This is a genomic window from Stenotrophomonas sp. 10L48 (genome assembly GCF_056395105.1).
Map to the genome: position 1 here is coordinate 12,608 of NZ_JBFTIX010000005.1, position 24,191 is coordinate 36,798.

Sequence of the window (24,191 nt, forward strand, 5' to 3'; positions counted from 1 at the left end):
GGGTCGGAGCCGCCTGCTGCGCAGACGGATCCGACCCCGATTCCATCAGGCCAGGCCTTCGGCCTTCAGCACCGCCTGCACGCCCGGATCGGCATCCATGCGCGCCTTGTAGGCGGCCAGGTTGTCCAGGCCCGACAGGTCGACCTTGGTGCCGGCCGCCCAGCGCAGGGTGATGTAGAAGTAGGGATCGGCGAAGCTGCGGAAGCCGGCCAGCCACGGCTTGTCGGCCAGCTGCCTGTCGGCGGTCTCGAACAGGGCGCGCAGGCGCTTGTGCGCGGCGGCGCGGATCGCGTCGTACTGGCCTTCATCGGCGATGAACTTGCCCGGCGCGAACAGCGGCGAGAACGCCGGGTGCACGTCGGAGTTGACGAAGGCCAGCCAGCGGGTGGCTTCAGCGCGCTGGCGTGGGCTGCCATCGCCGCCGAGACCGGCCTGCGGGTAGCTGTCGGCGATGTAGCCCATGATCGCCGCGTTCTGCACCAGCACGAAGTCGCCATCGACGATCGCCGGTACCGCGCCGGCCGGATTGATCTTGAGGAATTCCGGACCCTTCAGGGTGTCCTTGTTCAGCAGTTCAACCTCGAACGGCTGGCCGGTCCACTGCAGTGCGATGTGGTCGGCGGTGGAACAGGCACCGGGCTTGCTGTACAGCTTCATGGGAACTCCAGGCGGGGTGTGGCGGGAAACCACCACTATCCCAGAGCCCAGCCGCACGCGGCAACGCTGCCACCGGCAACGGATCGTTACGACTGCCGGGGCTTGAGGTTCTGCACTTTGTAGAAGGTGTGATCGCCGATGGTGGCCACCTGGTAGGCGTTGCGCCAGTTCGGGCTGGCGATGGCCAGCGCAGCGAAGTGGCTGGCGCCAGGCACGATCTCGCGGCGCTCGCCGGCCGGCAGCGCCCAGTTGCGCTCGGCGTCGAAGGCCACGTCCATCGCTTCACTCCACGCCGCATCGTTGCCCAGCTGGGTGCCGGGGGAGACGATGGTGGGGGCGAACTGCTTGCGCGCGGTCACCACCTGGCACATCGAGTCGCCCCACAGGCCACTGTCGAGGCGACGCAGGGCGACCTCGGCCACGGCCTGCTGGCCACGCAGGGTCTGGTCGCGGGCTTCCAGGTAAACGGTGGTGCTCAAACACAATGAATCAGCGGCCGGCTGCGGCAGCAACTGCGACAGCCAGAGAATCCAGGCCAGTTTCATATAACTCCTTGCTCCGTGTGGGACGCACCTGGCGGTTCCGGCAGCGCAGGCTGCTGGAGGCGGGGTACGACTTGGCGTCATGGGGAGGCGGCCATCGGGGCTGCCCCGTGGGCGGCCCCAAGAACACGATCGTGGATCGATCGGCGGGGTCCGCACCGGCTCACCGGAAACTGGCTGGTGAGCAGAAAGTCGGCGCAAGGTAGGGGGGCATTGCCGAACGCATCCTGAATCGTCTGGCTTGACATTCAGCTTGGGGGCCGGTGACGGAAATCACATTCCGGTCCCCATTCAGGTGCTCATCAGAGCGCGGCGGCGAGCCGGCTGCCCTGATCGATCGCACGTTTTGCATCGAGTTCGGCGGCCACGTCTGCACCACCGATCAGGTGAGAGGCGATGCCTGCTGCCTGCAGTTCGGCCTGCAGCACGCGCTGCGGTTCCTGGCCGGCACAGATCACCACGTGGTCGACCGGCAGCAGCTGTTCGCTGCCGTCCACGCGGATGCGCAGGCCCGCATCGTCCACGCCGAGGTACTCGACACCACCCAGCATGCGCACGCCCTTGGCCTTCAGCGTGGCGCGGTGGATCCAGCCGGTGGTCTTGCCCAGGCGTGCCCCGGGCTTGCCGGCACTGCGCTGCAGCAGCCACAGCCTGCGCGGCGACGCCTCCACGGCCGGGCGGGCCAGTGCACCGCGGGCCTCGAAGGTGGCATCCACGCCCCATTCGGCCATCCAGCGTTGCGGGTCCAGCGATGGCGAGGGGCCGTCATGGGCAAGGAACTCGCCGACATCGAAGCCGATGCCACCTGCGCCGATGATGGCGGCGCTGGCACCCACCTCGACCCGGCCCAGCAGCACGTCCAGGTAGTTGACCACCTTGGCGTGGTCGGCACCGGGGAAGTCGACCTTGCGCGGCAGGATGCCGGTGGCCAGTACGACCTCGTCGAAGCCGGCCAGGCTGGCCGCGTCGGCACGGGTGCCCAGGCGCAGCTGCACGCCGGTCTCGCCCAGCTTGTGGCGGAAGTAGCGCAGGGTCTCGTGGAACTCTTCCTTGCCGGGAATGCGCTTGGCCACGTTGAACTGGCCACCGATCTCCTCGCTGGCGTCGAACAGGGTGACCTGGTGGCCGCGTTCGGCAGCGACCGTAGCGCAGGCCAGGCCGGCCGGGCCGGCGCCGACCACGGCCACCCGCTTCGGTGCGGTGGTCGGGGTGTAGACCAGCTCGGTCTCGTGGGCGGCACGCGGGTTGACCAGGCAACTGGCCAGCTTGTTTTCGAACACGTGGTCCAGGCAGGCCTGGTTGCAGGCGATGCAGGTGTTGATGGCTTCGGCGCGGCCGGCGCGGGCCTTGTTCGGCCACTGCGGGTCGGCCAGCAGCGGACGGGCCAGCGACACCATGTCGGCACCGCCATCGGCGAGGATGCGTTCGGCGACCTCGGGCATGTTGATGCGGTTGGTCGCCACCAGCGGCAATGACACATGCGGCTTGAGCTTGGCGGTGACCGCGGCGAATGCGCCACGCGGTACCGACGTGGCAATGGTCGGAATGCGCGCTTCATGCCAGCCGATGCCGGAATTGAGGATCGTCGCACCGGCGGCCTCGATGGCCTGGGCCTGCTGCACGATCTCTTCCCAGTTGCTGCCGTCTTCGACCAGGTCGACCAGCGACAGGCGGTAGATGATGATGAAATCCGGGCCGCAGGCTTCGCGGATGCGGCGCACGATCTCCACCGCGAAGCGCATGCGCTGTGCGGCATCACCGCCCCAGCGATCGTTGCGCTTGTTGGTGCGCGGGGCGATGAACTCGTTGATGAGGTAACCCTCCGAGCCCATCACTTCCACGCCGTCGTAGCCGGCTTCGCGGGCCAGCTTCGCGCTGCGTGCATAGTCGGCGATGTGCCGCTCGACGCCGCTGGCCGACAAGGCGCGCGGGGTGAACGGATTGATCGGCGCCTTCAGCTTCGACGGCGCTACCGACAGCGGGTGATAGGCGTAGCGCCCGGCATGCAGCAGCTGCAGGCAGATCTTTGCGCCGTGCTGGTGCGCGGCGGCGGTCAACTGCCGATGCGGGCGCACTTCCCAAGGCCAGGACAGCTTGCCGCCGAAAGGCTTGAGCCAGCCGACCACGTTCGGCGCGAAACCACCGGTGACGATCAGGCCGACGCCACCCTCGGCGCGCTCTGCGAAGTAGGCGGCCAGGCGCGGGAAGTCGCGTGCGCGGTCCTCCAGGCCGGTATGCATCGAGCCCATCAGCACCCGGTTGCGCAGCTGGGTGAAGCCCAGGTCCAGCGGGGCGAACAGGTGGGGGTAGGCGCTTTCGTTGGCTGGCGACATGTCGATACGCTTGCGTACGGAAGCGCGAAGGGTGCCGCGAAACGGCTCCCGGGGCAAGGGCTGCTCGCGCGGTAGCGCCGGGCCATGCCCGGCCTACCGGTCAGCTCAGGGCGATTGCGGTTGCCGGCCAGCGGCCGGCACTACCGGTGTGCGGCCGATCCCGAACCAGCCAAGCGTGACCCCGCACAACGGTCCGATCAGCAACGCGAAGGCGAGCGTGCCGACGCCGACATTGCCGCCCAGCCACCACCCCAGCAGCAGCACGCTGCCTTCGATCAGGCTGCGCACCTTCCAGATCGGCCAGCCGGTGCGCGCGTGCAGTCCGGTCATCAGGCCATCGCGCGGGCCAGGGCCGAGCTTGGCGCCGATGTACAGGCCGGTGGCCAGCGCCACCAGCAGCATGCCGGCGCAGAACATCGCCACCTGCCAGCCGAGGCCGACGGCCGGGGGCAGCAGCCACAGTCCGAACTGGGCCGAAGGGCCGATCAGCATCACGTTGAGCACGGTACCGACACCTGGCTTCTGCCGCAGCGGCCACCACAGCAGCAGCACCAGCGCGCCGATCACGTTGGTGGCCAAGCCGAACGACAACGGGGTCTGTGCAGCAATGCCCTGCGACAGCACGTCCCACGGCGCGACACCGATCGCGGCGCGGATCATCAGCGAGGCGCCGAAGCCGTAGAGGAACAGGCCGATGATCAGTTGCAGCAGGCGCAGGGGCAGGGCGGAGGGCATGACGGGCTCGGGGGAGGGAAATCTGTTTCCACCCTATCCCCGAAACGGAGCGTTCAATAGATACAGATGCCGGCCAATCCACTGCGACAGGCTGTGGGCGGTGAATCAGTCGTCCCAGCCGGCCAGCGCCAGCTTGCCGATGGTGCGGCCGCCGGCCAGACGCTGATGCGCGGCATCCAGGTTGGCCGCATTGATCGGGCCCAGCACTTCGCTCAGCGTGCCGCGCAACTGGCCCGCGTCGATCATGCTGGCGGCGCGGTTGAGGATGCGGTGCTGCTCAATGCGGTCGGCGGTGGCAAAGCGCGCGCGGGCGAACATGAATTCCCAATGGATGCCGATGCACTTGGCCTTGTAGGGATCGCCGATGCGCAGCGGGCCGCGGGGTTCCACGATCAGGCCTACATGTCCCTGTGGTGCCAGCAGCTGGCCCAGTTCGTCCCAGTAGTGATCGGTGTCGGCCAGGTTGAGTGCCACCTGCACTTCGTCGAAGCCAAGCGCCTGCAGCTGCGGCAAAAGGGGCTGGCGATGGTCGATGACATGCTGGGCGCCCATCCGCCGGCACCAGTCGATCGAGGCTTCACGCGAGGCGGTGGCAATGACCTCAAACCCCGCGTGGTGGGCCAGCTGGATCGCCATCGAGCCGACGCCGCCGGCACCACCGATCACCAGCAGGCGCTGGCCGGCGTGGCGGCGATCATCAAGCTGCAGGGGCATGCGCTGGAACAGCAGTTCCCAGGCAGTAAGGGTGGTCAGCGGCAGTGCGGCCGTTTCGGCGAAATCGAGGGTGGTCGGTTTGCGTGCCACCAGCCGCTCATCCACCAGCTGATACTGTGCATTGCAGCCAGGGCGGGTGACATCTCCTGCGTAGTAGACCTCGTCACCGGAGGCGAACAGGCTGGCCTCCTCGCCCATCGCTTCGACCACCCCTGCCGCGTCCCAGCCGAGAATGCGCGGGGTATCCAGCGACGCGGCCGACGTGGCTGCACGCAGCTTCCCGTCGACGGGATTGACGGAAAGTGCTTCGACGCGGATCAGCAGGTCACGGCCACGTGGCGGCTGCGGCGGTGGCAGCACCAGATCGCGCAGGGCAGGGGCGGAGTCACGGCACAGGGCGACGGCTTTCATTGCAGCTCCAGCTCGGTTCCTGTCTGCATCATAAGGTTCCTCACCTCGATGGGCGCGCGCTGAATCGCTTTGTGACAATCAGCGTCAAAACTGTCGCATCTGGCTCTTAAACCCTTCCAAACCCTTGTGGTGTGTGGGTCTTGCGGATTTTCATCATCCTGTATAGGGTTTCAACGTCGGGCCGGTAGCCGGTCGCGCACGACGCTTCACATGTTACGGGACTGTTAACATGACCTTCACCCGCCCGAGCATAATGTTCGCGGCGGTGGCGTGCTGAATCGGCTGTCTGAACATCGACGCAGTAGTGCTGGCCCATGCCTCTACCGGTTTCATACCCCCGAAATAGGAGCTGTACTCAATGAACAAGAAGATCCTTACTGCCGCGCTGCTGGGCGGTCTGGCTTTCGCCCAGGCTGCGTCGGCGCAGGAGTTCGATGACCGCTGGTACCTGACCGGTTCGGCCGGCTTCAACTTCCAGGACAACGACCGCCTGACCAACGACGCTCCGTTCGTGACCCTGGGTCTGGGCAAGTTCATCAGCCCGAACTGGTCGCTGGATGGTGAGCTGAACTACCAGAACCCGAACTTCGACGCCAACCAGGACAAGAACTGGTCGCAGTACGGCGTGTCGTTCGATCTGCGTCGCCACTTCATCAAGGAAGGCCGCGGCTGGAACCCCTACATCGTGGGCGGCCTGGGCTACCAGAAGTCGGAAGAAGAGTACAACCCGATCGCCGGTGGCCTGGCTGACCGCAAGGACGGCAACCTGGCTGCCAAGCTCGGCGTCGGCCTGCAGACCACCTTCGACAAGCGCGTTGCTGTCCGCGCCGAAGTGGCCTACCGCGCTGACTTCGACGACCAGAGCATCGCCGCGCGCGACGAAAGCTGGTTCGGCGACGTGCTGGCTTCGGTCGGCGTCGTGATCCCGCTGGGCCCGGCCCCGGTGGCTGCTGCTCCGGCTCCGGCTCCGGTTGCCCCGAGCTGCGCCGACCTGGATGACGACGGTGACGGCGTCAACAACTGCGACGACAAGTGCCCGAACTCGCAGCCGGGTCAGACCATCGGTCCGGACGGTTGCCCGGTGCCGGTCTCGATCGACCTGAAGGGCGTGAACTTCGACTTCGACAAGTCGAACCTGCGTCCGGACGCTGTGGCCATCCTGAGCGAAGCCACCGAGATCCTGAAGCGTTACCCGGATCTGCGCGTTGAAGTTGCCGGTCACACCGACTCGAAGGGTACCGACGCTTACAACCAGAAGCTGTCGGAGCGTCGTGCTACCGCTGTGTACAACTACCTGACCAAGAACGGCGTCGACGCTGGCCGTCTGGCCGGTCCGATCGGCTACGGCGAGAGCCGTCCGATTGCGCCGAACACCAACCCGGATGGTTCGGACAATCCGGAAGGTCGCGCCAAGAACCGTCGTACCGAGCTGAACGTCCAGAACTAAGTTCTGACGCTCTGCCAGTAAGACACAGCAGGACCCGGCTTCGGCCGGGTCTTGTTGTTTGTGCGGTCCGCAATGATGAATCAGCGCTGGAATGGTGACCGTTCGTCGGTAATTTGCTTATTAAACCAATGAGTTGCCGTATTCATTGAAAGTGGCGCTTGAAAGATGACGCGGCATTGCTAAACTCGCCGCGTCACTTCCTTTCGTGGATGCCCTCATGCTGCGCTCTGCATCGGCTGCCGTTCTGGCGCTGGCCCTGGTTCCTGCTGCTCACGCTGCGGTCGATTGCTCGGTCAACACCAGCGCTTCGCCGCTGCCGTTGCCGGCCACGGCCGTCGCCCCGGTGGCCGACGAGCTGTACATCCGCAGCAGCCAGCTGGGCATGTCCAGCGGCGTGCTGGGCAGCAGCTACGATCCGTCGCAGTCGCTGGACCAGGTGCTGCAGCGCTTGCGCATCGATGGCTGCCAGAACATCGCCAAGGCGATTCCGAGCGCGCCGGCGGTGAAGCCGAATGATCCGGCCGCGTACAAGCCGCAGACCGAGTTCGACAACACGCCGTGGCGCTTCGACATGAGCCAGAACGGCAAGCGCATGACCGCCGAAGAGTTCGACGCCTGGATGAAGGCGCGCGGCGTACGCGTGGTCAAGGCGCGTCCGGTTCCGGCAGCCACCCCGGCCGCAGCCGAAGTGCCGGCTGAGACCAAGCCGGTCGACAAGAAGTAAGCGCGGCGGGGAGCAGAGGCTTGCGCACGCGCCGCCCACCTGCCGCCCCCGCTGCCCGCTCCCACGCTGCGCGTGGGCGTGCGAATCCCCCTGCGGTTTCCGCTGGCGTGCGCCATGGCCTGGCGCGCGTGCTGTCCAAGGCGGGTGTGTGCTCGCGCAGCGAGGCCGCGCGCTGGATCGCCGATGGCCGCGTTCGTGTCGCCGGGCGCATCGTCCGTGATCCGGAATTCCCGATTGCCAGCCCGGCGCCGCCGATCGAGGTCGACGGCCAGCCGATGGGCGCACCGCAACGCCTGTACGTGATGCTCAACAAGCCGCGCGGAGTGGTCACCACCGTGCAGGATGAGCGTGGCCGCGACACGGTATACCGCTGCTTCGATGGTGCCGGCCTGCCGTGGATCGCGCCGGTCGGTCGCCTGGACAAGGCCAGTGAAGGCCTGTTGCTGTTCAGCAATGATCCGCAGTGGGCTGCGCGCCTGACTGATCCGGAGACCGGCCCGCACAAGACCTACCACGTGCAGGTGGATCGCCTGCCCGACGAGGACACCCTGGCCGCGCTGCGCGCCGGTGTCGAAGACGAGGGCGAGTTCCTGCTTGCCCTGGCCGTGCGCGTGCTGCGCAGCGGCGACAAGACCGCCTGGCTGGAGGTGGTCCTCGACGAAGGCCGCAACCGCCATATCCGTCGCCTGCTGGCGGCCTTCGACCTGCAGGTGCTGCGCCTGGTCCGCGTTGCGATCGGAGAGCTCACGCTCGGCGATCTCGGCAAGGGCCAGTGGCGGGCGCTGGAGGTCAGCGACCAGCAGCGGCTGGGGGCCGCTGCACCGGGCTGAGTGATGCCCACGGCCGGCGCTCGCCGGCCACCGTTCCAGGCGTAGGGGGCGCCTGGTTGTCGAATGTCCAGAACGGAGCCTGCCATGTATCACCCGACCCTCAAGCAAACCCTGCGCTGCGCCAGCCTGTTGTTGCCGATCGTGCTGTTGACGGCCTGCGGCGGCCACAAGAAGGCGGCCAAGGCCGATCGCCCCGCCGAAACCCCGGTGGTTGAAGTGAAGACCCCGGAGCTGGATGGCCGCGGCAGCTATCGCTTCATGATGAGCAACGGCGACCAGAAGATGACCGCCGACCAGTTCGATGCCTGGATGAAAGCCAATGGCATCCGCGTTGCCAAGGGCAACGGGCAGGATGCTGTCGCCAAGCCGGTGGTGGTCGCCAGCAAGGACGAGCCCAGGGACAAGAAGAAAAAGAAGAAATAAGGCCTGGCAGGTGCCGACCTTGGTCGGCACGCCCTGATGGGTAGCGCCGGGCCCGTGCCCGGCGAGCGCATGGCGCGGCTATCGGGAACCCGCCGGGCATGGCCCGGCGTTATCCGTGGATGATCAGCCCTTGATCACGCCCAGCTCGACACCGATGCGGGTGAATGCATCGATCGCGCGGTCCAGGTGCTCGCGGCTGTGCGCGGCGCTGATCTGGGTGCGGATGCGGGCCTGGCCCTTGGGCACCACCGGGAAGAAGAAGCCGATCGCATAGATGCCTTCTTCCAGCAGCCGCTCGGCGAATTTCTGCGCCAGCGGTGCGTCGTACAGCATCACCGGGCTGATCGGATGCACGCCGGGCTTCACGTCAAAGCCGGCAGCGGTCATCTTCTCGCGGAAGTAGGTGGTGTTGGCGGCCAGGGTGCTGCGCAGGTCATCGGCCGCGGCCAGCATCTCGAACGCCTTGATGCCGGCGGCGACCACGTGCGGCGGCAGCGAGTTGGAGAACAGGTACGGGCGCGAGCGCTGGCGCAGCAGCTCGATCACTTCGGCGCTGGCGCAGGTGAAGCCACCCAGCGCGCCGCCCATGGCCTTGCCCAGGGTGCCGGTGATGATGTCGATCTTCTCCAGCACGCCCTTGACCTCGGCCGAGCCGCGGCCCGACGCGCCGAGGAAGCCGGTGGCATGGCATTCGTCGATGTGGACCAGCGCGTTGTACTTCTTCGCCAGCGCGGTGATTTCGTCCAGCGGCGCGATGAAGCCGTCCATCGAGAACACGCCGTCGGTGGTGATCAGCTTGGTCTTGCAGCCGGCCGCATCGGCGGCCTGGAGCTGCGCTTCCAGATCGGCCATGTCGCAGTTGGCGTAGCGGAAGCGCTTGGCCTTGCACAGGCGCACGCCGTCGATGATCGAGGCATGGTTCAGTGCATCGGAAATGATCGCGTCGTTCTCGCCCAGCAGCGGTTCGAACAGGCCGCCGTTGGCGTCGAAGCAGGCCGCGTACAGGATGGTGTCCTGCTTGCCGAAGAAGTCGGCGATCTGCTTCTCCAGCTGCTTGTGCAGGTCCTGGGTGCCGCAGATGAAGCGCACCGATGCCATGCCGAAACCGTGGCTGTCCAGCGCGTCCTTCGCGGCCTGGATCAGGTCAGGATGGTCGGCCAGGCCGAGGTAGTTGTTGGCACAGAAGTTCAGCACCTTGCGGCCGTCTTCCAGGGTGATCTCGGCGGACTGCGGGCTGGTGATGATCCGCTCGGACTTGAACAGGCCCTGGGCGCGGATGGCGTCCAGTTCCTCAGCATAGTGGCGGGTCAGGGCGGAGGAGTCGGTCATGGCGTGGGCACGGCTCAGCACGGGAAACCACTGATTCTACCGGGCATCGACGGCTGCGGACCGGGCCGGATGGGGCACCGCCATGGCCGGCACATGTTGCATCGCAATAGCAAACGGGTTAAAAATTCGTGAACCGGGGCTGTCTGGCTCCGGTTGCTGCGCCCGCTGCAGATCCCCGCCTTCCACGCCACCGACCCCACCGGAGACGCTCATGAAGCACGCCCGTGCCTGCCTCGCCATTGCCGCCGCCCTGACGCTCGCGCCGTTCGCCGCCAGCGCCCAGGACAACGAATCTCCGTACAGCTGGAACGTCACCGCCGTCTCGGACTACCTGTTCCGTGGTGTGTCGCAGACCGATGAGGATCCGACCCTGCAGGCCGGCTTCACCTACACCAGCCCGGTTGGCCTGTATGCCGGTGTCTGGGGTTCGGGCGTGGACTTCGGTCCGGGCGATCCGAATACCGAGGTCGACTACCTTATCGGCTACGGCGTGGACGTGACCGAGCGCGTCAACTTCGACGTGCTGTTGAACCGTTACACCTACCTCAAGGCCAGCCACCAGAACTACAACGAGCTGATCACCACCACCACGCTGGACGACACCTACAAGCTGACGGTGGCCTACAGCAACGATGTGTGGAACAGCAGCACCGACGGCTGGTACTTCGGCCTGGGTGGCAGCTGGGGCCTGCCGAAGGACTTCACGCTCAACGCCAACGTCGGCCGCAGCACCTTCGAGGACGGTATCGCCAAGGACTACACCGACTGGAACGTCGGCGTCGCCCGCCAGTTCGGCCTGTTCAATGTCGGCCTGGGTTACTACGGCACCGATGGCAACGGCCGCGACAACTCCGGCAAGCTGGCCCACAGCCGGGTGATGCTGAGCGTGGCCGTAGGCAAGTAACGCCGCAGGCGTTACGGTAGGTGCCTGGCTTGCCTGGCTTGCCTGGCACGCTTCACGAAAAAGGCGCCCAATGGGCGCCTTTTTCGATTCCGCAGCGTTCTTGATCCCATCTGGAGGAGAGCCCCCTTGTTGTTCAAGGGGGCGCGCCGACGGCGCAGGGATAAGGAAACCTGCGGGGGAATTGACCCGAAGGGTCAATTCCAGCTGAGGACCACCTTGCCGGCCTTGCCTTCTTCCATCAGGTCGAAGCCCTTCTGGAAGTCGTCGATCGGCAGCTGGTGGGTCATGACCTTGCCGAGCGGGAAGCCGGACAGCACCAACTGGGTCATCTTGTACCAGGTCTCGTACATCTTGCGGCCGTAGATGCCCTGCACGGTCAGGCCCTTGAAGATGATCTTGTCCCAGTCGCAGCCGGCACCCTTGGGCATGATGCCGAGCATGGCGATCTTGCCGCCGTGGTACATGCAGTCGAGCATGTCGTTGAACGCGCGCGGGTTGCCGCTCATTTCCAGGCCCACGTCGAAGCCCTCCATGTGCAGTTCCTTCATCACGTCCTTCAGCGACGTGTTGGCGACGTTGACCACGCGGGTGGCGCCCATGTCGGCGGCCAGCTTCAGGCGGAAGTCGTTGACGTCGGTCACCACCACGTTGCGTGCACCGATGTGCTTGCAGATGCCCGCCGCGATGATGCCGATCGGGCCGGCGCCGGTGATCAGCACGTCTTCGCCGATGACGTTGAATTCCAGCGCGCAGTGCGCGGCATTGCCGTACGGGTCGAAGAAGGCGGCCAGCTCGGAGGGGATCTGGTCGGGGATCGGCCACAGGTTGCTGGCCGGCATCACCATGTATTCGGCGAACGCACCGTTGACGTTGACGCCGATGCCGACGGTGTTCGGGCACAGGTGCGGACGACCGCCGCGGCAGTTGCGGCAGTGGCCGCAGACGATGTGGCCTTCGGCCGACACGCGCTGGCCGATCTCGTAGCCGGTCACGCCCGGGCCGATCTCTGCGATGCGGCCGACGAACTCATGGCCGATGGTCAGGCCCGGCTTGATCGTGCGCTGGCTCCATTCGTCCCACAGGTAGATATGCAGGTCGGTGCCGCAGATCGCGGTCTTTTCCAGCTTGATCAGGACCTGGTTGGGGCCCGGGGTTGGCACCGGAACCTCTTCCATCCAGATGCCCTTGGCCGCTTCGCGCTTGACCAGGGCCTTCATCGTTTGCTGCGCCATCGGGGTGGAACTCATCAGGGGGAAAGCGCGGATTATAGGGCGCCACGCAGAATTCCCATGCTGCGCTGCGGGCGCAGCGGTGGAACGAAAGCTGTGCGCAGGCGGGCGTTTCGAACAGCGCCACTGCGTTCGCCGGGCATGGCCCGACGCTACCGGCAAATCGTGCGGGTAGCGCCGGGCCATGCCCGGCGGGCCGGGGCCCATGACTTCCGGGGTTCGGGCCGGGGCAGGGCGGCGGGCTACAATCGAGGGTTCCACTACCAGGGGCCGCTCCATGCGCTCGAACCTGCTTGCATTCTCCGTCGTCGCCAGCCTTGGGCTGGTCCAGGTCGCCCATGCCGCTGAAGGCATGTGGGTGCCGCAGCAACTGCCGGAAATCGCCGGCCCGCTGCAGAAGGCCGGCCTCAAGCTGTCCCCGGAACAGCTGGCCAACCTGACCGGCGATCCGATGGGCGCGGTGGTCGCGCTGGGCGGCTGCACCGCCAGCTTCGTCTCCCCGCAGGGCCTGGTGGTCACCAACCACCACTGTGCCTATGGTGCGATCCAGCTGAACTCGACCGCACAGAAGAACCTGATCAAGGACGGCTTCAACGCGCCCAAGCTCAGCGATGAACTGAGTGCCGGCCCGAACGCCCGCGTGTTCGTGCTCGACCAGATCACCGACGTCACCGCCCAGGCCAAGGCGGCCATCGCCGGCGCCGGCAAGGACCCGCTGGCCCGCAGCCGYGCGCTGGACGCTTTCGACAAGGCCCAGGTCGCCGCGTGTGAAGCCGATGCCGGCTTCCGCTGCCGCCTGTACTCGTTCTCCGGCGGCAACACCTACCGCCTGTTCCGCAACCTGGAAATCAAGGACGTGCGCCTGGTCTATGCACCTCCGGGCAGCGTCGGCAAGTTCGGCGGTGACGTCGACAACTGGATGTGGCCGCGCCACACCGGTGATTTCTCGTTCTACCGTGCCTACGTCGGCAAGGATGGCAAGCCGGCCGCGTTCTCGGCCGACAACGTGCCCTACCAGCCCAAGCACTTCCTGAAGTTCGCCGATACGCCGCTGGGCGCCGACGACTTCGTGATGGTGGCCGGCTACCCGGGCCGCACCAACCGCTACGCGCTGGCCGGCGAGTTCAACGAGACCGCCAGCTTCACCTACCCGACCATCGCCCGCCACTACAACGCGGTGCTGAAGATGATCGCCGACGCCGGCAAGGCCGACGCCGACGTYAAGGTGAAGTACGCCGCCACCGCGGCCAGCATGAACAACGTGGCCAAGAACTACCTGGGCCAGCTGGAAGGCTTCAAGCGCATCGATGCCGCCGGCCAGAAGCAGGCCGAAGAAGCGGCGGTGCTGGCCTGGCTGAAGAAGCAGGGCGCTGCCGGCAAGCCGGCACTGGCCGCACACGCGCAGCTGCTGCAGCACCTGGATACCAGCAAGTCGACGCGCGAGCGCGACCTGTTCGTCGGCCAGTTCAACAACACCTCTGCGATGGGCGCGGCCATCACCCTGTACCGCCTGTCGATCGAGCGCAGCAAGCCCGATGCCGAGCGCGAAGCGGGTTACCAGGACCGCGACCTGACCACCATCGAGGGCAGCCTGAAGCAGATGGATCGCCGCTACGTGGCGAAGATGGACCAGCAGCTGCAGACCTACTGGCTGGACCAGTACGTGGCCCTGCCGGCCGCCCAGCGCGACAACGAGGTGCTGAACACGTGGTTGGCCGGCAGCGATGCCACTGCGGTGAAGTCGCTGGTGACCAAGCTGGGCGGCACCGGACTGGGCAGCCTGGACAACCGCCTGAAGTGGTTCAAGGCCGATCGCGCTGCGTTTGAAGCCAGCAATGATCCGGCCATCCAGTACGCGGTGGCCGTCATGCCGGCGCTGCTGAAGCAGGAAGAGCAGAAGAAGATCCGCGAGGGCGAATCGCTGACCGCTCGTCCGCTGTACCTGCAGGCCGTGGCCGACTACAAGAAGAGCCAGGGCGAGTTCGTCTATCCCGATGCCAACCTGTCGCTGCGCATCACCTTCGGCAACGTGATGGGCTATGGCAAGGACGGCGTGAAGTACACCCCGTTCACCACCCTGGAAGGTGTGGCGGCGAAGGAAACCGGTGAGGATCCGTTCGACTCGCCGAAGGCCCTGCTCGATGCGGTCAAGGCCAAGCGTTACGGCGGTCTGGAAGACAAGCGGATCGGTTCGGTACCGGTGAACTTCCTGTCCAACCTGGACATCACCGGCGGCAACTCCGGTTCGCCGGTGCTCGATGCCAACGGCAAGCTGGTCGGCCTGGCCTTCGACGGCAACTGGGAATCGGTCAGTTCCAACTGGGTGTTCGACCCGGTGATGACCCGCATGATCGCCGTCGACAGCCGCTACATGCAGTGGATCATGCAGGAAGTGGCGCCGGCGCCGCAGCTGCTGAAGGAACTGAACCTGGCGAAATAAACCGGTTGCGGTAGTGCCGGCCGCTGGCCGGCAACCTCGACCAGATAGCCGGAGTTTCTGAAACCCCGCGACGTCTGTCGCGGGGTTTTTTCATGCCCCGACCGGCCGGGTCCGCCGAACAGGTATCATCCCTGTTCCGCGCACTTCACAGGATGTGAACAATGCGCCGGAACTCCTCCCCCAAGGACCCCTTGTTCGCATGCGCATCCTGCTTGCCCGTCACGGCGAAACGCCGTGGAACGCCGAAGGCCGCTACCAGGGCCAGATCGACATCCCGCTTTCGCCCATCGGTGAGGCCCAGGCCCAGGCGCTTGGCGCCCGCCTGGCTTCGGTGGACATCACCCGCGCGGTGGCCTCGCCGCTGTCACGCGCCCAACGCACCGCGCAACTGGCCCTGGGTGCTGCACGCGCCGACATGCTGCTGACCGAGCCGGAGCTGCAGGAAATCGCCCACGGTGAGTGGGAAGGCCTGCTGGCCAGCGAAATCAACGAAAAAGACCCGTCGCGCCTGCAGGCGTGGCGCAATGAACCGGACACCGTGCTGATGCCCGGCGGCGAATCGCTGCGCCTGGTGCTGGAGCGCAGCTGGCGCGGCCTGGCCCGCGCCGCCGAAGGCCTTGGCGAACACGACACCCTGCTGGTGGTCGCCCACGATGCAGTCAACCGGGTGATCCTGTGCAAGGTGCTGGGCCTGCCGTTGTCGCGGCTGTGGACCTTCCGCCAGGCACCGACCACGCTCAACCTGCTTGAAGGCGCCGACCTGGACAGCCTGGAAGTGGTGCGCCTGAACGACTGCGCCCACCACACGCCGTTCTTCGGTGAAGCCAAGCACCGCGCACTCTGAATCTTCTGCCCTGAACCACCTGCACCTGTTGGAAGCCTTGCCGTGAAGAACACCCCGACCACTCTGGCCGAATGGCTGGACTACATTGAACGCCAGCATCCAGCCAGCATCGACATGGGACTGGAGCGCGTGCGCACCGTGGCCACCGCGATGGGCCTGGGCACGCCGGCCAGGCACACCATCGTGGTCGGTGGTACCAACGGCAAGGGTTCCACCGTCGCCTTCATCGAGGCCATCGCGCGTGCTGCGGGCTGGAAGGTCGGCGCGTACACCTCGCCGCACCTGCTGCGCTACAACGAGCGCGTGCGCATCGATGGCCAGGATGTCGATGACGCCGCACTGGTGGCCGCGTTCAACACGGTCGAGGCAGCGCGCGGTGATGTGACGCTGACCTACTTCGAGTACGGAACGCTGGCCGCGCTGCAGTTGTTCGCCGATGCCGATCTTGATCTGGCCGTGCTGGAAGTGGGCCTCGGTGGCCGCCTGGATGCGGTCAACATCGTCGACGCCGACGTGGCGGTGATCACCACCGTGGACATCGATCACGCCGAATGGCTGGGCGAGGACCGCGAGGCCATCGGTGCCGAGAAGGCCGGCATCATCCGCGGCTGGAAGCCGGTGATCCTGGGCGAGACCGATCCGCCGTCGAGCGTGCTGGCGCGCGCCTACCTGGTGGGTGCCAATGCGATCCGCGGCGGCAGCGACTATTTCTACGAACCGATCGACGCGCAGCGTTGGCGCTGGCGCGATGTCGGCACCCGCCTGGAACTGCCGACGCCGACGCTGGCCGGGCCGATCCAGCTGGCCAACGCCGGTGCGGCGATCGCGGCGCTGCGCGCGTTGGACAAGCCGGTGCCGCGCGCGGCATGGGCCGCAGGCGTGGCAGCGGCGCGCATCGCCGGGCGCCTGCAGGCGTTCGAGCGCGATGGCGTGCAGGTTCGCGTCGATGTCGGCCACAACCCGCAGGCAGCCGGCCAGCTGGCGCGCGCGCTGAAGGCCGAGGCATCCCCCGCGCGCACCCTGGCGGTATACGCCGCGCTGCAGGACAAGGACGCCGTGGGCGTGGTGCAGGCCCTGCAGGAGGTGGTGAGCGACTGGACCCTGGCCGGGCTCGATGGCGCGCGTGGGCAGAGTGCGGCGGAACTGCAGGCACGGCTGGCAGATACTGCGGCAGCCACTGCGGCGCTGGCCGGCACGGTCGAACAGGCGATGGCGCAGGTGCTGGCCCGCGCCGAGCGCGGCGACCGGGTGCTGGTATTTGGTTCCTTCCATACCGCCGCCGCTGCGCTGCAATGGCTGCAGGCCCACGCCTGACCGCCGTTCAGCCATTACCGACGCCGTGCGGTCGCGCACCCGTATAATCGACCGCAACGTCCAGCCTGCCGCCTGCCCTACGTGGATACGCCCCTGAAACAGCGTCTGATTGGTGCCATCGTCCTGGTGGCCTTGGCCGTCATTTTCCTGCCGATGCTCGTCAAGGGCCCGGCCCCGGACAGCGGTGTCGCTTCTGTGCCGATCGCCGCGCCCGATGCGCCGGCCGATGGCCAGTTTGAAACCCGTGAACTGCCGCTGGTAGCACCGGCCGGTGGCGCCACCGGGTTGCAGAGTGGCCAGGCCCGCCCCGTCGAGGAGGCCGCCGCCCCGGCGGCACCGCCGACCGTGGACACCTCGCCAGCCGTCGCCGCAGGTAATTACGCGGTGACCTTCGGAGCCTACGGCAGCCAGGCCGACGCCGATGCAGTGATCGCCTACCTCAAGCGTTCGCAGCTTCCGGGCTTCATCGAGACCGCATCGATCAACGGTCGCCCGGCCTGGCGCGTTCGCGTTGGGCCGTATGCCGACCGTGCCCAGGCCGAAGCGGCCCGGCTGCAGGCGGTGAAGGTGCGTGCCGACGTGAAGGCAGAAGTCATCACGCTCGATGCGAAGCCCTCGACCAGCGCACCGGTGGCAAGCACGCCGACGCCCGCGCCGAGCGCCAGTACTCCCGTCGCGGCGGCCACGCCGTCGGCGACCGGCAACCCGGTGCGCAGTGAAAGCCTGCCGCCGAGTACGCCGACCGCAGCAGCGCCGCCGGCCGCCAAGCCGGAGCCGGTCAAGCCGGTGGCCAAGCCGGAACCGAAGCCCGAGCCCAAGCCGGAAGCGACCGCCAGCAAGCCGGCCACGCCGCCGAGCACGCCGGCCGCACCGGCCGCCAGCGGAGTGGGTTTTGCCGTACAGCTCGGCGCATTCGGCCAGGCCAACGATGCCAACGCCCTGCGCGACAAGGTGCGCGCGGCAGGCTTCAGCGCCTTCGTCGAGCAGGTGCGTACCGAAAAGGGCAGCCTGCACCGTGTCCGTGTCGGGCCGGTCGCCAACCGCGCCGACGCTGAACAGTTGAAGGCGCAGGTCGCCGCCAAGGTCGGCGTGGCCGGCATGGTGCGACCGCACCCATGACCTGTACGCAGCCCCGTTGCCAGCGCCGCCGAAGGAGCGGGGCGCCATGATCGACGTGGTGCTGCTGATCGTGATCGCCGCCTCCACCCTGCTTGGGTTGCTGCGCGGCTTCGTGGGCATCGTCATCGGCACCGTATCGTGGCTGGTGGCCGCCTGGGCGGCCTTCGCCTTCGGCAATGACGCCGCACGCTGGTGGGCCGCACCGGCTGCGCCCGGCGGCGAGCATTTCATCGGCGGCTACCTCAGCGTCGGCATCGGCGTGATGGTCGTGGTCGCCGTGATCGGCATGGTCATCAAGGCCATCGTCCACCGCAACATGCTGGGCAGCCTGGACCGCCTGCTGGGCGGGGTCCTCGGTGCCGTGCGTGGCGGGCTGATCGCCGCCGTGCTGCTGTTGCTGGCCGGCTTCACCCCGCTTACCGCCGAACCCTCCTGGCGCGGCTCAGCGCTGCGCCCGGTGCTGAACCCGGCCGTGGCCTGGATGAACAGCAAGCTGCCGCAGTGGCAGGTGCCGGGCACCGACCTGCTGCCCAAGGCCTTGCCGATGGACGCGCTGTCCCCATCTGCGTTGATGGAGCTGGGCAAGAGCGCCGGCTCCGGAGTGGGCAAGCCGGGGGCGACAGGCGATAATGGCGTACTCGGTCAGATAGTGGCGGGCAGCGGATGGCTGCGGCCTGCGAAGGCGGAACAGGGCGAGGCATACGATCCGGCCGAAGTGCGCCCGGACGCCCCAGCACTACCGGGCAGCATCGAGCCGGACGACCCGGCCAATGTCGACCGCAGACGCGGCGACAACTCTGGCCAGGTACGGCCACCTTCCTTGTAACTGGGCACAGCCCAGCGGAGACCTCGCATCATGTGTGGCATCGTCGGAATCGTCGGCAACCAGAACGTCGCCGGGCAGTTGTATGACGGCTTGACCGTCCTCCAGCATCGCGGCCAGGACGCGGCGGGCATCGCCACCGTCAACGGCAGCCGCCTGCGGGTGCAGAAGGCCACCGGCCTGGTCCGCGATGTGTTCGATGCACGCACCATGTCCACCCTGGAAGGCAGCGTCGGCATCGCCCATGTGCGCTATCCGACCGCCGGTTCGGAAGGCATGGACGAGGCACAGCCGTTCTACGTCAATTCGCCGTACGGCATCGCGCTGGCCCACAACGGCAACCTGATCAACACCGAGGACCTGCGCCAGCAGGTGTTCGAGCAGGACCGCCGCAACGTCAATACCGATTCGGACAGCGAAGTGCTGTTGAACGTGTTCGCCTACGAACTGGAACAGCAGCGCCAGCTCAGCCCGGAAGCCGCCATCCGCGCGGTTGCCGGCGTGCACCGCCGCTGCAAGGGCGGCTATGCGGTGGTCAGCGTCGTGCTGGGCCTGGGCCTGGTCGCTTTCCGCGATCCGCATGGCATCCGCCCGCTGGTGCTGGGCAAGCGCAGTCATGCCGAGGGTGACGAATACATTGTTGCCTCCGAGTCGGCCGCGCTGGACGTGCTGGGCTTCCAGCGCGTGCGTGACGTGCAGCCGGGCGAAGCACTGGTGATCACCGCGCGCGGCGAGTTGTTCTCGGAAATCTGCGCCGAGCCGGCCGAACACACCCCGTGCATCTTCGAGTACGTGTATTTCGCACGCCCCGATTCGATGATCGACAACGTGTCGGTGCACAAGGCGCGCATGCGCATGGGCATCAAGCTGGGCGAGAAGATCCTGCGCCTGCGCCCGGACCACGACATCGACACCATCATCCCGATCCCGGACACCTCGCGCGATGCCGCGCTGGAGATCTCCAACGTACTCGGGGTGAAGTACCGCGAAGGCTTCATCAAGAACCGTTACATCGGCCGCACGTTCATCATGCCGGGCCAGGGCGAACGGGTGAAGTCGGTGCGCCGCAAGCTCAACCCGATACACCTGGAATTCCGCAACCGCGTGGTGCTGCTGGTGGACGACTCGATCGTGCGCGGCACCACCAGCCAGCAGATCGTGCAGATGGCGCGTGACGCCGGCGCACGCAAGGTCTACCTGGCCAGCGCCGCGCCGCCGGTGCGTTACCCGAACATCTACGGCATCGACATGCCGGCCGCTGAAGAGCTGGTCGCGCACAACCGCAGCATCGAGGAAATCGAAGCGCACCTGGGCTGTGACTGGCTGATCTACCAGGACATCGAAGACATGGAAGCGGCGGTGAGCGAAGGCAATCCGGCGCTGCGCAACTTCGATTCCTCGTGCTTCAACGGCCATTACCCGACGGGCATCGAGCCGGGCTACTTCGAACGCATCCAGCAACTGCGTTCGGACGACGCCAAGCACAAGCGCCGCGCCTGAGGTCCATGCGGTGATCGACGTGCCTGACGTCGGCGGCAATCTGCTGCGCGCCGCGCAGCAGTGCCTGGCCGAGGCCGATCCGCTGCGCAAGGTCGCACTGACCCAGGCCTACGCTGCCGCGTTCCGCGCCGGCCGCTTGAACGTACCGGCCGATGCACCGCCGGCCGATCCGATCCGCATGCCGGGCCGGCCGCAGCAGCTGGTGATGGTGCATCCGCGTGAAGTGCCCCGGCGCGGCCTGGGCGGGGTGGAAGGGCGTGCGGCGTTCATCCATGCCATCGCCCATATCGAGCTCAATGCGATCGACCTGGCCTGGGACGCGGTGTACCGCTTCCGCGGTCTGCCGGCGGCGTTCCATGCCGACTGGGTGAGCTGCGCCGACGACGAATCGCGCCACTTCATGCTGCTGCGCGAGCGCCTGCTGGCACATGGCCATGAGTACGCCGATTTCCCGGCGCACAACGGCCTGTGGGAAATGTGCGAGAAGACCGCGCACGACGGCCTGGCGCGCATGGCGCTGGTGCCGCGCGTGCTGGAAGCGCGCGGGCTGGACGTGACGCCGGGCATGATCGACAAGCTGCGCAACGTCGGCGATGGCGAAACCGCCGACGTGCTGGAGGTGATCCTGCGCGAGGAGGTTGCACATGTTGCCGCCGGATCGCGCTGGTTCCGCTGGTACTGCGAGCGCGCCGGCGTCGAGCCACGAGCGCGTTTCAAGGAACTGCTGGTCGAGTATGCCGGTGGCTACCTGCATGGGCCGTTCAATATCGAGGCACGCCTGCTGGCGGGGTTCGATGCAGATGAGCTCGCCAACCTGGTCGAACAGGCGGGTTGAAGGAAAAGGGGACAGAGGGAATCAAGTCGTTTGTGCCACAAACGACTTGATTCCCTCTGTCCCCTTTTTGGTTCTCATGCGTTCGGCAACACCTGGCGTCTGCCATCCACCGTCGGCCGGTTGATGTAGAACAGCCCCGGCCCGGGGCGATACGGCAGCTCGCTGACACCGGCGTCGGCGGTGTAGGTCAGGGCGGTATCGCCCAGCGCATCGAAATTCCAGTGTGCGGACTGCATCAGGTAACGGCGGCGCAGCAACGCTTCCTGCGTCGGGGTCAACGGCTGGCCGGCAATCAGGCGGCGCGCGATCGGCTGCAGCGCGCTGGGCAGTTCCCAACCCGCCACCTTGGCCGCGTCGGTAGTCCAGGTCACGCCGGCATCGATGGCGTGCTGCTGCATCACCTGCAGCGCAACCAGCTGGTAGCGCCAATCGATGCGCCGGTGCAGCACCACCGCAGCGGTGACGTACAGCACCGGCGACATCAGCACGCTGCGGCTGCCCGCGCGTCGCTGCTGCTGCCACTGGTGCCAGACATCGACCCACACTTCCTTCGGGATCAACCCCAGCTGCTGCCGCCAGCGTTCGGCGTCGGCCTGTGCTTCAGCGTACGCGGTGGTCGCCTGCAGCAGTGCCAGGGGCGGTGTCTGGTAGTCCTCCACGCCAGGCCGCCGCAGTTGCCGCCGACGCGGCCGGCTGAGCAGCTTGGGCCCTTCTTCCACCTGGTCGTAGCCGCCACCGATGTTGGCGTGCACGCCGGGCAGTGCGATTTCGCGATGGGCTGGTGCCACCGTGGTCAGCGCATAGTGCTGGCGATGCTCGTCGCGCGCACTGAGCTGCAGCACGGCCTCGGCGATGCCTGCGGGCAGGGCGATGCGGGGGTGTTCGTCGGCGCGGCCGCCGTTGACGGCGACCACCGTGTCGAACAGGCCGATGAAGCGCAATATCGGCCGCGGCAGGGCGAAATCGGCGCTGCATGAAAGCCCCGCCTGCTGCAGCAGCTGCCGCCAGCGCGCGCCGTCCCATCCGCGCAGATGGTTGGCCACATCACGCGCGGAGGCCGCGCCGCGCGAGTAGCCGAACAGATCCAGCTGCACGCTGTGCAGGGGCGCGTGCCACTGCGTCGCAAGAGCCGACAGTGCCGCCGGCAGCAGCACCTGCAACGCACGCTGCACCTTCGCCTGCACGCCACTGGCGCCGATACCGAAGGCCAGGCCGATCAGGTCGTCCTCGGCATCATCGCGGGTGCCGACGCCTTCCACGTAGATCGCCAGCGAAGGTGTACTGCCGGGCGTGCGCCGGCTGTCCGGATACAACTGATGCAGGCGCGCGATGTTGGTGGCGCCGTTGTCGTAGCTGCTGGTCAACCGGCTCTGGTAGGTCGAATCATCATCGGCACGGAGCAGGGCGGGGCGCGGTCGCGGCACCTGCCGGTGGCCCTGCGCCAGGTTGTGGGCGTTGTTGCGGGTGCCATCGAAGAACAGGCCGATCCGCAGCAGGCCCGGATCAGCCGTCGTGTCACCGCTGTGCTGCGCTGGCGCCATGTGCATCCCCTGTCGTGGCCACGTCACGGTAGCGCGAAAGCCGTGTGTTGGCGAAGTGTACTGACGCTTTTGACCTGACTGAACGCAGATGCGGTCGATCACAGATCGCGATTTCCATTCCTCTCGTCTATTGAATTCACACGCCCTGCGCAGGCCTGATGGCCGGACCCGGCACCCCGGGTCGTGCTGCATCAACGCTGTCCACTTCACTTCAAGGAGCGACAAGATGATGTCCAGATCGATAGGTAAAGCGACAGGTGGTCTGTTGTTGGGATTGTCGGTAGCGGCGGCCGCCAATGCGGCGCCGCTGTTCGAGCCGGTCACCGTGCTCAGCCGTGCATCGGCCACCAGCGAGCCGGCACTGGGGCGATTGCTGGCCACCCCGTCCACCGCCGCCGTACAGGAAGTGCGTGTCGATGCTGCCGCCACCGCGCAGCCGCAGCTGGAATTCGAGCTGCTTGGGCAGAAGGTGCAGGCCGTTCGCAGCAAGGTCGAGGCGCTGCCCGATGGTGGCAGCATCTGGTACGGCCAGTTGCGCGCGCCGTCCGATCGCCTGCAGGCGGCCACGTCCAATGGCCAGGACGATCCGGGCAATTCGCTGATCCTGGTGCGCTCGGGCAATACCCTCACCGGCTCGATCCGCAAGGACGGCAAACTCTATCGTCTGCGTCCGCTGGGCAATCGCCACGTGCTGGTCGAGGTGGATGAATCGCGGATGCCGGCCGATCATCCGGCCGACTACAACCAGTTGCCGAAGATCGCCATGCCTGCCAATGATCGCCTCGGCACTGCGCAGGCCTCCTCAGGCAGCCCGGCGACCATCCGCGTGCTGGTGGTGGCAACCAACGCTGCAGTGACCGCCTACGGTGGCAACATGCAGTCGCTGGTGCAGTTGGCGGTTGCCGAATCCAACCAGGGTTACACCAACAGCAACGTAGGCCTCACCCTGCAGCTGGCCGGTTATGAAACCACCAACTACACCGAGTCCGGCAATTTCACCACCGACCTGTCGCGCTTCCGTGGCACCAGCGACGGCTACATGGACAGCATCCACACCAGCCGCAACAACACCGCCGCCGACGTAGGCGTATTGCTGATCAACAACACCAGTTACTGCGGACTGGCGTCGGGCATCGGTTCCACCGCATCGACCGCGTTTGCTGCGGTGTACTGGGATTGCGCCACCGGCTATTACTCGTTCGCCCATGAAATCGGCCACCTGCAGAGCGCACGGCACGACATCGCCAGTGATCCGAGCACGTCGCCGTATGCCTATGGCCATGGCTATCGTTATGAGCCGGCCAGCGGATCGCGCTGGCGCACGATCATGGCCTATGACTGCTCGGCCGGCTGCCCGCGGCTGAACTACTGGTCCAATCCGAACATCAGCTACAACGGCGTGCCGATGGGCATCGCCAGCAGTGCCGACAACCAGCGCGTGCTGGTCAATACCAAGGCCACCATCGCGGCCTTCCGCTGAGTCCAAGCGCCGACCAG

At 66.8% G+C, this 24,191-nt stretch carries 21 protein-coding genes; 13 read left to right on the plus strand and 8 right to left on the minus strand.

The features are described from left to right. Positions 1-45: 45 nt before the first annotated feature. From AC1DCU_RS09325 to AC1DCU_RS09345, 5 genes are all read right to left on the minus strand, one after another. Positions 46-657: a glutathione S-transferase N-terminal domain-containing protein gene (locus AC1DCU_RS09325; protein WP_099841973.1), complete on the minus strand. Its 612-nt coding sequence runs from the start codon at positions 655-657 to the stop codon at positions 46-48. 86 nt (positions 658-743) lie between these two features. Then, the gene (locus AC1DCU_RS09330) at positions 744-1,202 is read right to left on the minus strand and encodes a cell wall hydrolase (protein ID WP_025878087.1); all 459 of its coding nucleotides are present in this window, start codon (positions 1,200-1,202) and stop codon (positions 744-746) included. Positions 1,203-1,501: 299 nt separating this feature from the next. Further along, positions 1,502-3,532, minus strand: coding sequence for an NADPH-dependent 2,4-dienoyl-CoA reductase (locus AC1DCU_RS09335; protein ID WP_313113326.1), 2,031 nt, complete (start codon positions 3,530-3,532; stop codon positions 1,502-1,504). Positions 3,533-3,637: 105 nt separating this feature from the next. Continuing rightward, a complete protein-coding gene (yczE, locus tag AC1DCU_RS09340; RefSeq protein ID WP_032977425.1) occupies positions 3,638-4,267 on the minus strand; it encodes a membrane protein YczE in 630 nt (209 codons plus the stop codon). Between the two features lie 105 nt (positions 4,268-4,372). Beyond that, complete coding sequence (locus AC1DCU_RS09345; protein ID WP_442251717.1) at positions 4,373-5,392, minus strand: zinc-binding alcohol dehydrogenase family protein; 1,020 nt, start codon at positions 5,390-5,392, stop codon at positions 4,373-4,375. Positions 5,393-5,750: 358 nt separating this feature from the next. Here AC1DCU_RS09345 and AC1DCU_RS09350 point away from each other — a divergent pair, with 358 nt between their 5' ends. From AC1DCU_RS09350 to AC1DCU_RS09365, 4 genes are all read left to right on the plus strand, one after another. Then, positions 5,751-6,839 (plus strand): OmpA family protein, encoded by a 1,089-nt coding sequence (locus tag AC1DCU_RS09350; RefSeq protein ID WP_032977421.1) that lies wholly within the window; start codon positions 5,751-5,753, stop codon positions 6,837-6,839. 217 nt (positions 6,840-7,056) lie between these two features. Beyond that, positions 7,057-7,563: a hypothetical protein gene (locus AC1DCU_RS09355; protein ID WP_025878093.1), complete on the plus strand. Its 507-nt coding sequence runs from the start codon at positions 7,057-7,059 to the stop codon at positions 7,561-7,563. Between the two features lie 20 nt (positions 7,564-7,583). Next, complete coding sequence (locus tag AC1DCU_RS09360) at positions 7,584-8,393, plus strand: pseudouridine synthase (protein WP_442251716.1); 810 nt, start codon at positions 7,584-7,586, stop codon at positions 8,391-8,393. A gap of 84 nt (positions 8,394-8,477) precedes the next feature. Continuing rightward, entirely contained in the window at positions 8,478-8,816 is a 339-nt protein-coding gene (locus AC1DCU_RS09365; RefSeq protein WP_442251715.1) for a hypothetical protein, read from the plus strand. Between the two features lie 123 nt (positions 8,817-8,939). Here the strand turns inward: AC1DCU_RS09365 and kbl are convergent, their stop codons facing one another. Then, on the minus strand, positions 8,940-10,145 hold the full coding sequence (kbl, locus tag AC1DCU_RS09370) for a glycine C-acetyltransferase (protein WP_032977415.1): 1,206 nt from the start codon (positions 10,143-10,145) through the stop codon (positions 8,940-8,942). Positions 10,146-10,356: 211 nt separating this feature from the next. On the opposite strand from kbl, the gene AC1DCU_RS09375 reads away from it, so the two are divergent. Beyond that, positions 10,357-11,049, plus strand: a complete 693-nt coding sequence (locus AC1DCU_RS09375) for a TorF family putative porin (RefSeq protein WP_025878097.1) — start codon at positions 10,357-10,359, stop codon at positions 11,047-11,049. A 194-nt stretch (positions 11,050-11,243) separates the two neighbouring features. Here the strand turns inward: AC1DCU_RS09375 and tdh are convergent, their stop codons facing one another. Continuing rightward, positions 11,244-12,266: an L-threonine 3-dehydrogenase gene (gene tdh, locus AC1DCU_RS09380; protein ID WP_032952044.1), complete on the minus strand. Its 1,023-nt coding sequence runs from the start codon at positions 12,264-12,266 to the stop codon at positions 11,244-11,246. A gap of 289 nt (positions 12,267-12,555) precedes the next feature. Here tdh and AC1DCU_RS09385 point away from each other — a divergent pair, with 289 nt between their 5' ends. From AC1DCU_RS09385 to AC1DCU_RS09415, 7 genes are all read left to right on the plus strand, one after another. Next, a complete protein-coding gene (locus AC1DCU_RS09385; protein WP_478013612.1) occupies positions 12,556-14,718 on the plus strand; it encodes a S46 family peptidase in 2,163 nt (720 codons plus the stop codon). Between the two features lie 199 nt (positions 14,719-14,917). Then, positions 14,918-15,562 (plus strand): histidine phosphatase family protein, encoded by a 645-nt coding sequence (locus AC1DCU_RS09390; RefSeq protein WP_025878100.1) that lies wholly within the window; start codon positions 14,918-14,920, stop codon positions 15,560-15,562. A 42-nt stretch (positions 15,563-15,604) separates the two neighbouring features. Beyond that, positions 15,605-16,876 carry a bifunctional tetrahydrofolate synthase/dihydrofolate synthase gene (folC, locus tag AC1DCU_RS09395; RefSeq protein ID WP_442251713.1) on the plus strand — a complete coding sequence of 424 codons (1,272 nt, stop codon included), beginning with the start codon at positions 15,605-15,607 and terminating at the stop codon, positions 16,874-16,876. 81 nt (positions 16,877-16,957) lie between these two features. Continuing rightward, positions 16,958-17,995, plus strand: coding sequence for an SPOR domain-containing protein (locus tag AC1DCU_RS09400; RefSeq protein ID WP_025878102.1), 1,038 nt, complete (start codon positions 16,958-16,960; stop codon positions 17,993-17,995). A gap of 46 nt (positions 17,996-18,041) precedes the next feature. After that, a complete protein-coding gene (locus tag AC1DCU_RS09405) occupies positions 18,042-18,821 on the plus strand; it encodes a CvpA family protein (protein WP_312962167.1) in 780 nt (259 codons plus the stop codon). 30 nt (positions 18,822-18,851) lie between these two features. Further along, complete coding sequence (gene purF, locus AC1DCU_RS09410) at positions 18,852-20,318, plus strand: amidophosphoribosyltransferase (RefSeq protein WP_025878104.1); 1,467 nt, start codon at positions 18,852-18,854, stop codon at positions 20,316-20,318. Between the two features lie 10 nt (positions 20,319-20,328). Then, positions 20,329-21,153: a ferritin-like domain-containing protein gene (locus AC1DCU_RS09415; RefSeq protein ID WP_442251712.1), complete on the plus strand. Its 825-nt coding sequence runs from the start codon at positions 20,329-20,331 to the stop codon at positions 21,151-21,153. Between the two features lie 74 nt (positions 21,154-21,227). On the opposite strand, the gene AC1DCU_RS09420 is transcribed toward AC1DCU_RS09415, so the two are convergent. Then, positions 21,228-22,694 (minus strand): DUF2235 domain-containing protein, encoded by a 1,467-nt coding sequence (locus tag AC1DCU_RS09420; protein ID WP_442251711.1) that lies wholly within the window; start codon positions 22,692-22,694, stop codon positions 21,228-21,230. 226 nt (positions 22,695-22,920) lie between these two features. Here AC1DCU_RS09420 and AC1DCU_RS09425 point away from each other — a divergent pair, with 226 nt between their 5' ends. Further along, positions 22,921-24,174, plus strand: coding sequence for a zinc-dependent metalloprotease (locus AC1DCU_RS09425; protein WP_313445795.1), 1,254 nt, complete (start codon positions 22,921-22,923; stop codon positions 24,172-24,174). The last annotated feature ends 17 nt before the right edge of the window (positions 24,175-24,191 follow it).